The organism is Streptomyces sp. NPDC087844, assembly GCF_044742785.1.
In the GTDB taxonomy this organism is placed as follows: Bacteria; Actinomycetota; Actinomycetes; order Streptomycetales; family Streptomycetaceae; genus Streptomyces.
Map to the genome: position 1 here is coordinate 296662 of NZ_JBIUVD010000002.1, position 13329 is coordinate 309990.

Annotated in this window: 12 protein-coding genes; 4 read left to right on the top strand and 8 right to left on the bottom strand. The window is 72.0% G+C overall.

What is annotated here, in order from left to right; all coding sequences use genetic code 11:
* Nucleotides 1-53: 53 nt before the first annotated feature.
* The 4 genes from ACIOKD_RS04960 to afsQ1 all read right to left on the bottom strand — a co-directional run bounded on the left by ACIOKD_RS04960 (nt 54) and on the right by afsQ1 (nt 3800).
* On the bottom strand, nt 54-620 hold the full coding sequence (locus ACIOKD_RS04960) for a VanZ family protein (RefSeq protein ID WP_402078265.1): 567 nt from the start codon (nt 618-620) through the stop codon (nt 54-56).
* Nucleotides 621-766: 146 nt separating this feature from the next.
* Nucleotides 767-1531 carry a hypothetical protein gene (locus ACIOKD_RS04965; protein ID WP_402078268.1) on the bottom strand — a complete coding sequence of 255 codons (765 nt, stop codon included), beginning with the start codon at nt 1529-1531 and terminating at the stop codon, nt 767-769.
* Nucleotides 1531-3126, bottom strand: coding sequence for a sensor histidine kinase (locus ACIOKD_RS04970; protein WP_402078270.1), 1596 nt, complete (start codon nt 3124-3126; stop codon nt 1531-1533). The genes ACIOKD_RS04965 and ACIOKD_RS04970 overlap by 1 nt, the downstream gene beginning before the upstream one ends.
* On the bottom strand, nt 3123-3800 hold the full coding sequence (gene afsQ1, locus ACIOKD_RS04975; protein ID WP_402078273.1) for a two-component system response regulator AfsQ1: 678 nt from the start codon (nt 3798-3800) through the stop codon (nt 3123-3125). Before afsQ1 ends, ACIOKD_RS04970 begins: the two co-directional genes overlap by 4 nt.
* Nucleotides 3801-4118: 318 nt before the next feature.
* On the opposite strand from afsQ1, the gene ACIOKD_RS04980 reads away from it, so the two are divergent.
* Entirely contained in the window at nt 4119-4883 is a 765-nt protein-coding gene (locus ACIOKD_RS04980) for a SigE family RNA polymerase sigma factor (RefSeq protein WP_402078275.1), read from the top strand.
* 265 nt (nt 4884-5148) lie between these two features.
* Here ACIOKD_RS04980 and ACIOKD_RS04985 read toward each other — a convergent pair whose 3' ends face one another.
* On the bottom strand, nt 5149-5880 hold the full coding sequence (locus ACIOKD_RS04985) for a uridine kinase (RefSeq protein WP_402078278.1): 732 nt from the start codon (nt 5878-5880) through the stop codon (nt 5149-5151).
* A gap of 52 nt (nt 5881-5932) precedes the next feature.
* On the opposite strand from ACIOKD_RS04985, the gene ACIOKD_RS04990 reads away from it, so the two are divergent.
* Nucleotides 5933-6337, top strand: coding sequence for a hypothetical protein (locus tag ACIOKD_RS04990; protein ID WP_402078280.1), 405 nt, complete (start codon nt 5933-5935; stop codon nt 6335-6337).
* A 136-nt stretch (nt 6338-6473) separates the two neighbouring features.
* Here the strand turns inward: ACIOKD_RS04990 and ACIOKD_RS04995 are convergent, their stop codons facing one another.
* From ACIOKD_RS04995 to deoC, 3 genes are read right to left on the bottom strand one after another with little or no spacing between them, the layout of a single operon-like run.
* Nucleotides 6474-7400: an aldehyde dehydrogenase family protein gene (locus ACIOKD_RS04995; protein ID WP_402078283.1), complete on the bottom strand. Its 927-nt coding sequence runs from the start codon at nt 7398-7400 to the stop codon at nt 6474-6476.
* Nucleotides 7393-8829, bottom strand: coding sequence for an aldehyde dehydrogenase family protein (locus tag ACIOKD_RS05000; protein WP_402078285.1), 1437 nt, complete (start codon nt 8827-8829; stop codon nt 7393-7395). Before ACIOKD_RS05000 ends, ACIOKD_RS04995 begins: the two co-directional genes overlap by 8 nt.
* A 17-nt stretch (nt 8830-8846) precedes the next feature.
* Nucleotides 8847-9806, bottom strand: a complete 960-nt coding sequence (deoC, locus tag ACIOKD_RS05005) for a deoxyribose-phosphate aldolase (protein ID WP_402078288.1) — start codon at nt 9804-9806, stop codon at nt 8847-8849.
* A 781-nt stretch (nt 9807-10587) separates the two neighbouring features.
* On the opposite strand from deoC, the gene ACIOKD_RS05010 reads away from it, so the two are divergent.
* Nucleotides 10588-11265, top strand: coding sequence for a PH domain-containing protein (locus ACIOKD_RS05010; RefSeq protein ID WP_402078291.1), 678 nt, complete (start codon nt 10588-10590; stop codon nt 11263-11265).
* A 248-nt stretch (nt 11266-11513) separates the two neighbouring features.
* Nucleotides 11514-13211, top strand: a complete 1698-nt coding sequence (locus tag ACIOKD_RS05015; protein WP_402078294.1) for a hypothetical protein — start codon at nt 11514-11516, stop codon at nt 13209-13211.
* Nucleotides 13212-13329 lie beyond the last annotated feature (118 nt).

Consider the following 13329-nt stretch of genomic DNA (forward strand, 5'->3'; position numbering starts at 1 on the left):
GGTCACCCCGTCTGACATCCACGGTACGGACACGAAGAGTCACGGGCGTCACTCTATGGAGCGATGCCGACCCTGGGAATTGTCGGGGTAAGACCCTGAGTCGACTCCTCCACCGCTTCCGTGCGGCGCAGCGCGGCGGCCCGGCGACGCAGCAGGGCCCGGCGGCGCAGGGCGGCCCGCGCGGCCGGTACGACGGCGAGATGGGCCAGCGCCACGCCCACGGTGTTGAGCAGCAGCGAGTCGACGTCCACGACCTGGCCCGGCACCCCGGTCTGCAGGAGCTCGATGCCCATCGACAGCAGCGCGCCCGCGGCGACCGTCCGCATCAGGGACAGCAGCGGGGAGACGGCGAGCCTGCCGCCCGCGAGCGGCAGCAGCACCCCGAGTGGGGCGAGCAGCAGCAGGCCCTTGCCGATGGCGTGGGCCGCCGCCTCGGGACCCAACGCCAGATCGGCCCTGATGCCGGCGAACGGACGCAGGTTCGCGGCGCTCACCCAGGGCACGTCCAGGGGCCGCAGCGTGACCCAGGCGACAAGCGCGAGATGTGCGACGAGGAGGAGACCTCCCGTCACACGGACGCGGTTCACGGCGGTTTCGCCGGTCGAGCCTTGACGCTGCACGACCCCCAAGACGCGGCCACCGGCAGGATCGGTTCCGTGTGACGGCGGCGCTTGGCCCGCACGGGTGAGGCGTGCGCCACAGACGGGCTCCGGCCGGCCGCTTCGGGACGGCCTCCACAAGGCGCCTGCCCGCGGAGCAGGAGGGCTCAGGCCCCGTCGGCCCGCGTCGAGGGCGGGGTCTCCGTGCCCGGCCGCGTACGCACGGCCTCCGTGCACTCGTAGCGCCGCGAGGCGTCGGTGCCGGGGCCGCCCAGGGTCACCGTGCCGTCGTCGGAGGCGGCCTCCGAGTCGCTGAAGGTGCAGATGATCTGCGCCAGCGCGTACGGGGTCAGCTCCGCGGGCGCCGTGCTCAGCCGGAGCGCGTCACCCGGGTCGGTGCGCTGCGGGCCGGTCACCGTCAGGCCCTTCGGCAGGGTCGTCGAGTAGTTCGCCTGCTTCTCCGCGTCCGACGGGGACTCGGAGAGCTCGTCGAGGAGGGCCTGCGCGGCCCGTACCCGGTCCGTCTCCGCGGGACCCGCCTCGATGCGTACGGTCCGGTCGACCGGCGCGAGCTGGGAGGAGCAGACGAGGAAGACCTGCACGAGGATGCCGCGCGAGGACTGCGTACCGATGTCGGGACCGGTCAGCGCGCACGGCACCCGGGAGGGCGCGGGGCCGAAGTCGGTCGGCACCTCCGTCGCCCGGATTCCGCACCCGGCCAGCGCCAGCGCCATGGCCAGCAGCGGAACGGCGAGCGCCGGACGGACCGCACGGACCGCGCGCAGGGCTCGTGCCGCGCGCAGGGCTCGTGCCGCGCGCAGGGCTCGTGCCGCGCGCAGGGCTCGTGCCGTACGTGCCGTACGTGCCGTACGTGTCGCACGCGGGGCGCGTATGCCCTGTGTCTCCGGTGTGTCCTGTCGTCGTACGGGCATCACACGCCCCCCTCCGTGCGGTCGGCGTCGGCCCCGTGGGCGTCCTCGGCCCCGGGATCCCCGTGGTCCTCGGGGTCCTTCGGCTCGGAGGAGTCGAGCGGCAGGCGCAGGGTGAAGACAGCGCCGCCCTTGGGTGAGTTCGCGGCGGTGATGTCGCCGCCGTGGATGTGGGCGTTCTCCAGGGCGATGGACAGGCCGAGGCCGCTGCCCTCGGAGCGCGGCCGGGAGGCGCTCGCCTTGTAGAAGCGGTCGAAGACGTGCGGCAGGACGTCCTCGGGGATGCCGGGACCGTGGTCCTGCACCTCGATGACCAGGTCGGCGCCCTCCGCGCGCACGCACACGCGCACGGGGGAACCGCCGTGCTTGAGGGCGTTGCCGATGAGGTTCGCGAGGATGACGTCCAGGCGGCGCGGGTCGATGTGCGCCATGATGCCGCGCGGGGCGTCCAGTTCCACCGCGTCCAGCCAGGCGCGCGCGTCGATGCACGCGGTGATCTGGTCGGCGATGTCGACGGTGTCGGAGACGAGCCGGGCGGTGCCCGCGTCGAAGCGGGTGACCTCCATCAGGTTCTCCACGAGGTTGTTCAGCCGCCGGGTCTCGCTGACGACGAGCCGTACGGCGGGCTCGATCATCGGGTCGACGCTGCCGGTCTCGGCGTCGAGCTCCTCCTCCAGCACCTCGGTCACCGCGGTGATCGCGGTCAGCGGTGTCCGCAGTTCGTGCGACATGTCCGCCACGAAGCGCCGGGACGCCTCGTCGCGGGCGCTCATGTCCGCGACCCGTTTCTCCAGCGCCTCCGCCGTGCGGTTGAACGTCCGTGACAGATCGGCGAGTTCGTCCGTCCCTGACACCCGCAGCCGGGTGTCGAGCTTGCCCTCGCCGAGCCGCCGGGCGGCGGTCCCCAGCCGGTGCACCGGCTTCAGCACGGTCGTCGCGGCGGCCTGCGCGAGGAGCGCGGAGCCGATCAGCGCGAGTCCGGTCGCGATCCCCAGCGACCAGGCGAGCGAGTTGAGATCCTTGGCCTCCGGCTCCAGCGACTTGAGCATGTACCCGGTCGGCCCGCCGCCGATCACCTTGGCACCGCCCACCAGATACGGCTTGTCGCCCTGCACGGTCCGCTGCCAGTACAGGTGGTACGCGTACTTGTTGCGCGAGGAGATCTTCTGTTCCTTGTTCACCGCCTTCTGGAGGGACTGCGGTACGTCCTCCAGCGTGAAGGTGTCCAGGTCGGAGTTGCCGCGGACGGCCTTGCCGTCCGCATCCTCGGCGATCAGCAGCACGCTGAAGCGCTGGCTGCTGTTCGCCATCTGCCCGGCGGCGCGCTGCAGTTCCCCCTGCGTGGGGTGCTGCCGCAGTGTGCTGGCGCGGGTCTGCATCGCCTGCTGGAAGTCGCCGAGCACCGCGTCCTGCGTACGGGTGAGCACGGCCTCGCGGTTGAGCCAGTACGCGATCCCGGACGCCGACACGGCGGCGGTCAGCGCGACCAGCCCGAACACCACGACCAGGCGCAGCCGAAGACTGGTGAAGCGCAGCCCCGCCATGACCGTCCGACGGGCCGCCGCCCAGCCACGGAGCTTGTCCTGCGGTTTGGTCACTGAGGATTGTCCAGCCGGTAGCCGACGCCGCGCACGGTACGGATCAGGGTCGGCGAGGACGGCACGTCCTCCACCTTCGCGCGCAGCCGCTGCACACACGCGTCGACGAGCCGCGAGTCGCCGAGGTAGTCGTGCTCCCACACCAGCCGCAGCAACTGCTGCCGGGACAGGGCCTGGCCGGGGCGGCGGCTCAGCTCCAGCAGCAGACGCAGCTCGGTGGGCGTCAGCTGCAGGTCCTCGCCGTCCTTCGTCACGGTCATCGCGGCGCGGTCGATCACCAGCGAACCGAAGGTCGCCGAATCGTTCGCCTCGCGCTCGCCGCGGCGCAGCACGGCCCGGATCCGGGCGTCGAGCACTCGCCCCTGCACGGGTTTGACCACGTAGTCGTCGGCGCCGGACTCCAGCCCGACCACGACGTCGATGTCATCGCTGCGCGCGGTCAGCAGGATGATCGGCAACTGGTCCGTCCGCCGGATGCGCCGGCACACCTCGAATCCGTCGATGCCTGGCAGCATCACGTCGAGGACGATCAGATCAGGCCGCTGCTCGCGCAACAGCTTCAGTCCGTCCTCGCCGGTGGCAGCGGTGGCCACCCGGTGTCCCTGGCGCGTCAGCGAGAGCTCCAGGGCCGTCCGGATGGCGTCGTCGTCCTCGATCAGCAACAGGGAAGGCACGGACGTCATTCTGTCCCATGACGTGGGCGGGTATCGACTGTTGGAGCGCTCCCACACATGTCCCGCGTACGAGTGCGTGGCCGAGGTGTGCCGATGTGCCGGATGAGTAGCCGTACGACGCTTCTCTGTGATCGCTCTGTGGGATATCTGGCCCCGCCCCCTGTGACAGCTCTGTGACAGTCGGGGGACACCGTCATGAAGTGGCCCCGGCAAGCTTTTGGTCACAAGCACGGAAGCACCGCAGCGAAGCCGCGACACAGTCGGCGACGAAGCGGGCGAAGTGCCAGAGAACCGAAACTCCACGACGGGGGGCGCGAGATGAACACGCTGCACAGCACCAGCACTGGCGCAGTTGTCACGCGGCTCCACGACGTCACAAGGAGCACCGAGAAGTCCGGTGTGGGTGGGGGAGGGCGTGGGTGCGCTCGCGGCACCGGGCGTCAGCACACCGGGTCGTACATGACGGTGGTCGACGCACATGCGGGGGGAAGCGGCACGGGGGCCGTCCACGGGGGAACGGGGGCGGCGTACGGGGAGGTCACGGGGGAGCGGCACTCGGTGTCGGAGGCGGAGTTCACCGCCTACGTCCAGGAGCGCCGCGCCTCCCTGTACGCGACCGCGTACCACCTGACCGGTGACCGTTTCGAGGCCGAGGACCTGCTGCAGAGCGCCCTCTTCTCGACGTACCGGGCGTGGGACCGCATCAGTGACAAGGCCGCGGTCGGGGGCTACCTCCGCCGCACGATGACCAACCTGCACATCAGCGCGTGGCGCCGCCGCAAGCTGAACGAATACCCGACCGAGGAGCTGCCGGAGACGGCCGGCGACACGGACGCGATGCGCGGCACCGAACTGCGCGCGGTCCTGTGGCAGGCGCTCGCCCGGCTCCCCGAACTCCAGCGCACCATGCTGGTCCTCCGTTACTACGAGGGCCGCACGGACCCGGAGATCGCGGGGATCCTCGACATCAGTGTCGGCACGGTGAAGTCCAGCATCTGGCGGTCGCTCCGCCGGCTGCGTGAGGACGACGTCCTCAGCTTCGGCCGTGACGAGGAGGAGTCCTTCGGGGAGCTCGTCGCCTGAAGGCTGTGGGGGGCTGTCCGTCACTCCGGGGGGAGGCGTCGGGCAGTGAAAGAAGTTCGTCACTTCGGGGGAGGTGACGAACGGCTCGGGGGAGCAACGGGGAGCAACACCCGGGGGGAACCAACGGGGTCCGGGGGGACCACGGGGGAGCACGAAGAGCAGCGGGACCGGAGGGGCCGGGGGGCCCAACCGGCCCCGCTGCTTTTTGCTTTCGGGGGCGCGGGGAACTGCGCAATTCTCAAGGGGCGCGAGGAACTGCGCGTGCTCAGCCCCCGCTCACCCGCAGATGATCCACAACCTCCGGCGCGGAGCGCGAGGCCGTGGCCAGCCTCTCCAGCGCCTCGTCGCGATCACAGGCGTACGCCCCGAGCGCGGTCTGCCGGGACACGATCGACCGCTCGTCCCGCATCAGCCGCCACCCCCGCCGAAGCAGGAACGGCACGGACTTGCGGCCCTCGCGAAGATCCCGCAGGAACCGCCGCCGGAACGTCGTCACGGCGCCCCGGCTGAGACAGAGCGCATCGGCCAGCAGCCCCGCCTCCCGGCACCGCTCCACTATCTCCGCCGCGAAGATGCCCTCGGCGATGAAGACCGGGGTCCCCTCGAAGTCGATGGTCTCGGCACCCGTACGCGCGCTCAGTGAGATGTCGTACACGGGAACGCTCGTACGCCCCGTTCCGCACAGCTCCGCGATCGCCGCGACAGCCGCGTCCGCGTCCCAGGACAGCGGATGGTCCCAGTCGATGTCCGAACTCCCCGCCACCTGCGGCAGTGTCGGGTCGTGGCCCTCCTTGTAGAAGTCGTCGAGCCGCAGCACCGGGAGGCCGGAGCGGGCCGCGAGAAGGGACTTGCCGGAGCCGGAGGGGCCGCACAGCAGTACGACACGGGCGGTTGCCGGGGAATTCGGGAGAGGTGAACTCACGAGACACCAGTGTGCGGCATCATCCGCTCCCGGCCGAGCCCGCGGGTCGCCTTTGGAACGCACGTCACTCCTCAACTACCCTGTGTGTCGACCTGATTACTTTGCGCGGCAGAAGGTGGCAGCAGCGATGGCACGACACTCGGCCCTTCAGAACCCGACCGCCCGGCGCGTGCTGCTGGTCCTCACCACCGCGGGGATCGTGGGCGGCGCCGGTGCGACCGTGGCGGCCGCGGACACCGATCCCGTGGTGGAGGGGGTCCGTACGCGTCCGACCTCGCTGGGCAACATCGACCCGCAGGCCGGACTGCAGGCCGTCACCGGGACGGTCGGTTACGTGACCGGGCCGGTCGCGGGACTGAAGCCCAACCCGCTGGCGGGCACGGGCGTCGACCCGCTCGACAACGGGCTCGGCACCCAGGTGGCCGACTTCCCGCCGCTGGCCACGACCATGCTCACGGCGCCGGTCGCCCAGGCCCAGTCGCTGGGCGGCGTCCCGGTGCTGGGCCAGGCGACGACACTGCTGGGTGCCTGAACCGTACGGACGGATCGCTACGGACGCGCCGGTGACGCGCCGGTGACGCGAGAGAGAGCCGCGCCTCCCCCGGACGGTGGGGAAACGCGGCTCTCCCGCTCTGGTGGGCCGAACGCCGGCCCGGTGGAACGCCGCCCTAGTAGGACGAGCCGGACGCGCCCAGCGCTCCCGTCGGGTGCCAGACCGTCTTCGTCTCCAGGAAGGCCGTGAGGCGGTCGATGCCGGGCGTGGTGAAGTAATCCACAGGCTGTGGACGGACGACCCGCTTGAGGTTGTCGGCCGCCGCGATCTCCAGTTCCTTCGCGAGTGCCTCGTCGGCGCCGGCCAGGTCGATCGCGTTGACGTCCTGGTGGGCGGCGAGCGGGGCCGCGATCTCCGCCGTACCGCCCGTGAGGATGTTGACCACGCCGCCCGGGACGTCGGAGGTCGCCAGGACCTCGCCCAGCGACAGCGCGGGGAGCGGGGACTTCTCGCTCGCGATCACGACCGCCGTGTTGCCGGTCGCGATCACCGGGGCGAGCACCGAGACCAGTCCGAGGAAGGACGACTCCTGCGGGGCGAGGACCGTCACCACACCCGTCGGCTCGGGGGACGAGAGGTTGAAGTACGGGCCCGCCACCGGGTTCCCGCCGCCGACGACCTGTGCGATCTTGTCGGTCCAGCCCGCGTACCAGACCCAGCGGTCGATCGCCGCCTCGACCTGCTCGGCGGCCTTCGCCTTCGACAGGCCCTCGGCGTCGGCGACCTCGTGCACGAACTGGCCCTTGCGGCCCTCCAGCATCTCCGCGACGCGGTAGAGGACCTGGCCGCGGTTGTACGCGGTCGCGCCGGACCAGCCGCCGAACGCCTTTCGGGCGGCGACGACCGCGTCACGGGCGTCCTTGCGGCTCGCGCGCGGCGCGTTGGCCAGCCACTTGCCCTTCGAGTCGGTCACCTCGTACACCCGGCCGCTCTCGGAACGCGGGAACTTCCCGCCGACGTACAGCTTGTAGGTCTTGAAGACGCTCAGGCGCTGCGGCGCACCCTGCGTGGTCTTCTCCATGCTCTTCGGCTTGTCAGACATCGAGGTACGCCTCCAGGCCGTGGCGACCGCCCTCGCGGCCGTAGCCCGACTCCTTGTAGCCGCCGAACGGCGAGGTCGGATCGAACTTGTTGAACGTGTTGGACCAGATGACGCCCGCGCGCAGCTTGCTCGCGACGGCCAGGATCCGGGAACCCTTCTCGGTCCAGATGCCCGCCGAGAGGCCGTACTGGCTGTTGTTGGCCTTCGCGACCGCCTCGTCCGGGGTGCGGAAGGTGAGGACGGACAGCACCGGGCCGAAGATCTCGTCGCGGGCGACGGTGTGCGCCTGGGTGACGTTCGTGAAGAGCGTCGGGGCGAACCAGTAGCCCGACGACGGCAGTTCGCAGGACGGGGACCAGCGCTCGGCGCCCTCGGCCTCGCCCTGCTCGACGAGCGAGGAGATACGGGCGAGCTGCTCGGCGCTGTTGATCGCGCCGATGTCGGTGTTCTTGTCGAGCGGGTCGCCCAGGCGCAGCGTCGAGAGCCTGCGCTTCAGGGAGGCGAGCAGCTCGTCGTGGATCGACTCCTGGACGAGGAGCCGGGAGCCCGCGCAGCAGACCTGGCCCTGGTTGAAGAAGATGCCCGTGACGATGCCCTCGACGGCCTGGTCGATGGGGGCGTCGTCGAAGACGATGTTCGCGCCCTTGCCGCCCAGTTCGAGCGTGACCTTCTTGTTCGTGCCCGCGACCTGGCGGGCGATGGCCTTGCCGACGGCGGTGGAGCCGGTGAAGGCCACCTTGTTCACGTCCGGGTGCTGGACGAGCGCCGCGCCCGCGTCGCCGTAACCGGGCAGGATGTTGACGACACCCTTGGGCAGGCCCGCCTGGCGGCAGATGTCCGCGAAGAACAGGGCGGACAGGGGGGTCGTCTCGGCGGGCTTCAGCACCACCGTGTTGCCCGTCGCGAGGGCCGGGGCGATCTTCCAGGCCAGCATCAGCAGCGGGAAGTTCCAGGGGATGACCTGGCCGGCGACGCCCAGTGGGCGCACCTCGGTACCGAAGCCGGCGTGTTCGAGTTTGTCCGCCCAGCCCGCGTAGTAGAAGAAGTGCGCCGCTACGAGGGGGAGGTCGGCGTCCCTCGTCTCCCTGATGGGCTTTCCGTTGTCCAGCGTCTCCAGGACGGCCAGTTCGCGGCTGCGCTCCTGGATGATCCGGGCGATACGGAACAGGTACTTGGCCCGCTCGGAGCCGGGCAGCGCGGACCACTTCCCGAAGGCCCTGCGGGCGGCGTGCACCGCGCGGTCGACGTCCGCCTCGCCCGCCTGGGCGACCTCGGACAGGACCTCTTCGGTGCTCGGGCTGACCGTCTTGAAGACCTTGCCGTCGGCGGCCTCGGTGAACTCGCCGTCGATGAACAGGCCGTAGGAGGGCGCGATGTCGACGACGGAGCGGGACTCGGGCGCCGGTGCGTATTCGAATGCGGAAGCCATTGCGGAAGCCATGTGGATCAGTCCACCGTCACGTAGTCGGGGCCGGAGTAGCGGCCGGTGGCCAGTTTCTGGCGCTGCATCAGCAGGTCGTTGAGGAGCGAGGACGCGCCGAAGCGGAACCAGTGGTTGTCCAGCCAGTCCGCGCCCGCGGTCTCGTTGACCAGTACCAGGAACTTGACGGCGTCCTTCGTGGTGCGGATGCCGCCGGCGGGCTTCACACCGACCTGGACCCCGGTCTGCGCGCGGAAGTCGCGGACGGCCTCCAGCATCAGGAGGGTGTTCGCGGGGGTCGCGTTGACGGCGACCTTGCCCGTCGAGGTCTTGATGAAGTCAGCGCCCGCCAGCATGCCGAGCCAGCTCGCGCGCCGGATGTTGTCGTACGTCGACAGCTCGCCGGTCTCGAAGATGACCTTCAGGCGGGCGGCGCCCGAGGCCTCCTTCACGGCGACGATCTCCTCGTACACCTTCAGGTACCTGCCCGAGAGGAACGCCCCGCGGTCGATGACCATGTCGATCTCGTCGGCGCCCGCGGCGACGGCGTCGCGCACGTCGGCCAGCTTCACGTCGAGCGCGGCGCGGCCGGCGGGGAAGGCGGTCGCGACGGAGGCGACCAGCACGCCGGACCCGGCGACGGCTTCCTTCGCGGTGGCCACCATGTCCGGGTAGACGCAGACGGCGGCGGTCGTCGGGGCCGTACGGTCCGTGGGGTCCGGGTGGACGGCCTTGGCGCCGAGCGCCCGGACCTTGCCGGGGGTGTCCGCGCCTTCCAGCGTCGTCAGGTCGACCATCGAGATGGCGAGGTCGATGGCGTACGCCTTCGCGGTCGTCTTGATGGAACGGGTGCCGAGCGAGGCGGCACGCGCCTCCAGACCGACCGTGTCGACGCCGGCGAGCCCGTGAAGGAACCGACGCAACGAGGCGTCTGACGCGGTCACGTCCGTGAGTGCGTGAGCTGCGGAGGATGCAGTGGTGGGCATGGTCACCACCCGAGCATATCTACGCGCGTAGCGGCTGTACAGCCCCGGGAGGTCCCTGGCTGGGGGTGTGTTCGTCCGTGGGGGCGTGGGGGCGTGGGGGCGTGGGGGTGGGGGTGGGCTGCGCCGTTCCCCGCGCCCCTTGGGGGTGCCGCTGCGGGGCGGCCCCTGCGGGGCGGCCCTCGGTTTGGCGCCGTGCTGGGCTGCGGGGCGGCGGGGGTGGGATGCGCCGTTCCCCGCGCCCCTGAGAGGGCTGGTCGGGGGTCGTTTTTTGTCTGCGGGCGCGTGGGGGTTGCTCGCGCCGTTCCCCGCGCCCCTTTGCGGGGCGCCCGGCTGGGGCCCGTCAGGGGGTGCGGGGGACTGTGCGCCCGGCCTCGTGCTCCCGCAGGGGACGATGTTCCCGGCTGGTGGCCTTGGAGGGGCCGCCTTGCAAGGGGGCGGGGGAACGGCGCGGCCCGCCCCCACCATGCCGCAGGCGACTGTGTTGCCCGGCTGGGCCCTCTCAGGGGCGTGGGGGGCTGCGCGCACAGGCCCCGCGCTCCCGCAGACGGCGACGTTTCCGGCCAGTCGCCCTTGAAGGGGGGCCTGTAAAGGGGCGTGGGGAACTGCGCGGCCCGTCCCCATCGTGCCGCCGGCGACCGTGTCGCCCGGCCGGGGGCCCCTCAAGGGCGCGGGGAACTGCGCGAGCAACCCCCGTCGGCGTCGCGGACGACAACGACCCCCCACCCGTGGAGCGACCCCCGTGGAGCGACTCCCGTGGAGACGGTCAGGCAGAATCGGGAGTATGACGACCCCGGACCACCAGCCCCCCGCACCGGAAACCCCGAACCCTCCGGAACCCCAGTTCAAGGACAGGGTCTACCGGTCCCCCTCCGGTATCGCGGGCGGCGCGCTGCTCCTCGCCATCGCGGCCTGGCTCGGCATCGACGCGCTGGTCACGGGCGAGGGCCGCACCCCATGGTTGGCGCTGGCCACGCTGCTCCTGCTCGTGCCGCTGGTCGCCGCCTTCACCCTGCGCCCCGCGGTCCACGCGAACGAACAACGCATGCGCATCCGCAACCCCTTCCGGGTGATCACGCTGCCCTGGGGAGCCGTCGAGACGTTCAGGTCCGGCTACTCGAACGAGGTACTCGACAAGACCGGCACCAAGTACCAGGTCTGGGCCGTACCGGTCTCCCTGCGGGCCCGCAACAGAGCGGCACGCAAGGAGGCCCGCGGCGACACGACGGGCGCCCGCGGCCGCCTCGGGCAGCCCCGGCAGTCCCCCCACCCCGCCACGGTGGCCACCGGCCCCGTACGCGCCCCTGGCGACCAGATCATGGACGAACTGCGCGAACTGGTCGAGGCCCGCGGCAAGGACCCGCAGGCCCAGGGCGACGTGTCGGTGCGGTGGGCCTACGAGGTCGTGGCCCCCGCGGCGGCCGGAGCGGTCCTGCTGGCGATCCTCCTGTCAGTGGCCTGATCCCGCACGACACCCGACGACACCCGACGAGACCCACGAGACCCCACGACACCGCACCCCCGCCCGCCCGCCGCACTCGGAGCGAGCCCCCTTGAGGCGGATGGCCACGCCCGCCCGTACGAGAGGGCGGCACCCGCAACGGGCGCCGGGACGTCCGCCGCCTGGGCGGGTCGTTTCGCTCGCTACTGTCACCATCGGTGCCCGCGCCGGTGTCGGCACCGGTGTTTCCACGCGATCCAGGAGTGCATGTGTCGTACGACGAGCCGCTGAGACTGCCCGCGGCCGCGATACCCGACGACTGCCGGGACTGGACGGCCGGCCGGGCGGCGGGCTGGTCGGCCGCGCTGCCGTCGCGCTGGACGTTCCTGCGGGTGCGCCGGTCGATCGCCGGCGCCGTGACCACCTTCGCGCTGTGCGCGGGCGCCTGGGCCGCGATGCTCGGCGGACTGTGGCCGTTCGTCGCGGCGGGCTTCGCGGTGTACGTCCTGTGGGTGCTCGCGCGGCCCGAACTGGTCTGGGCCGGAGCGCCCGCGCTGCTCCTGGGGCTCGCGGTGCAGGCATCGTCCCTGCCGTGGGCGGTGACCGCCGTCGGGGCGTTCGTCGTGGTGGTCTCCTGGGCCGCCGTCGCCGTACGCCTGCGGGCCCGCGGTGCCCAGCTGGAACAGGCACTGGAGGCCGCCGCGGACGGCACGGCACAGGTCCCCGACGCGCGGGCCCCGGTGCGGCGCGGACGCTTCCTGTTCCCGCTCGGCCTCGTGGTGCTCGGGCTCGGTGCGCTCACCGGCGGCACCGCCCATCTGTGGGGCACGGTCGACGACCGGCGCGGTTCCTGGGTCATGGCCTTCTATCTGACGGGGCTCGGCCTGACCGCCCTGGTCTCGGCGTGGCTGGGACGCCACCGTGCCGTCGCACTGCGCCGGGCCCCCGCACCCGTACTGCGTGTTCTCGTACGCGACGACGCGCAGGGCACCACGGAGGTGTACGCGGCGGACGACCTCGCGGCGATGCGGCCGTTGTTCACGGTGGAACTGACGTCGTACGACGGTGAGTCGGACGAGGCCGACGAGGCCGACGAGGATGAGCCGGACTCGGCCGATGCCGATGCCTATGCCGGTACAGATGCCGCCACCGGGGCCGACGAAGAACTGGAGCGGCTTCTCGACGCGGTCGACGACGGCGTCCCCGGGCCGGTCCGCGAGGCCGTCCTCTTCGGCGCCCCCTTCGACGGCGCCGAGCTCGTCGTCCTCAGCGCGGACGAGGACCCGGACCAGCCGCCGCTGACGGAATGGTCGGCGGGACCGGTCCGCCCGCTGTCGCCGAGCGCGGGTGTGCGGCGCATCGCCAGGGAGAAGGCCCGCGAGGAGCAGAACCGCCAACTGGAGCGGCAGGCCAGGGAGTCGGTCGTGGACCGCGCGCCCGCGACGGTGCGCCGCTGGCGTGCGGGCTGGCTGGACTGGATGGCCGCCGCGCTGCTGGTCCAGTGGGGCGTCTGGCTCACCTGGGCCGGGTTCACCGAGGCCGAACCGACCTCCTGGAAGCTGGCTCTGGCCGCCGCGCTCGGTCTCTACGGAGCCGCCCGCGTCCCCGTGAAACTCGCCTGGCGCATCACCGCGGACCGCTCGGGCCTGTGGGTCACCGGGCTGCGCGGCCCCCGGCACGTTCCCTGGGACGACATCCGCTCCGTACGCCGCCGGTCCTTCGAACTGAAGCTGCGCTGGCGGGACGACGACTGGTCGGTCGCGGCGCCGCGCTGGGCGTGGTTCGAGCGACGACGCGGCCTGGTCCATCCGTACGACGCGCTGGCGGCCGAGCTGTCGGCCATGCGCGAGGACCCGGCGCTGCGGCCCACCGGAGAGAGCACCACCCCCGAACGGGGCCGCCCGCTCTGGCCGCTGGCCGTCGTGCTGGCGCTGGCGTGGGCGGCGGTCCTGGTGGTGTGGGGCTGAGGGCCCAGGGAGCCAGGGGCCAGGGGCGGAGGCAGGAGCAGGCGGGGTGGCTCGCGCGCTCGTCGGCTGGTTCGTTCGTCGGGCCGGGTAGGCAACCCGCGCCCGTGCCGGTGGCGAC

Coding starts and splice junctions, on each gene's coding strand:
- ACIOKD_RS04965 (WP_402078268.1), bottom strand. CDS start 1,531: ATGCCCGTACGACGACAGGACACACCGGAGACACAGGGCATACGCGCC.
- ACIOKD_RS04980 (WP_402078275.1), top strand. CDS start 4,119: ATGAACACGCTGCACAGCACCAGCACTGGCGCAGTTGTCACGCGGCTC.
- ACIOKD_RS04990 (WP_402078280.1), top strand. CDS start 5,933: ATGGCACGACACTCGGCCCTTCAGAACCCGACCGCCCGGCGCGTGCTG.
- ACIOKD_RS04995 (WP_402078283.1), bottom strand. CDS start 7,400: ATGTCTGACAAGCCGAAGAGCATGGAGAAGACCACGCAGGGTGCGCCG.
- ACIOKD_RS05000 (WP_402078285.1), bottom strand. CDS start 8,829: ATGGCTTCCGCATTCGAATACGCACCGGCGCCCGAGTCCCGCTCCGTC.
- deoC (WP_402078288.1), bottom strand. CDS start 9,806: ATGCCCACCACTGCATCCTCCGCAGCTCACGCACTCACGGACGTGACC.
- ACIOKD_RS05010 (WP_402078291.1), top strand. CDS start 10,588: ATGACGACCCCGGACCACCAGCCCCCCGCACCGGAAACCCCGAACCCT.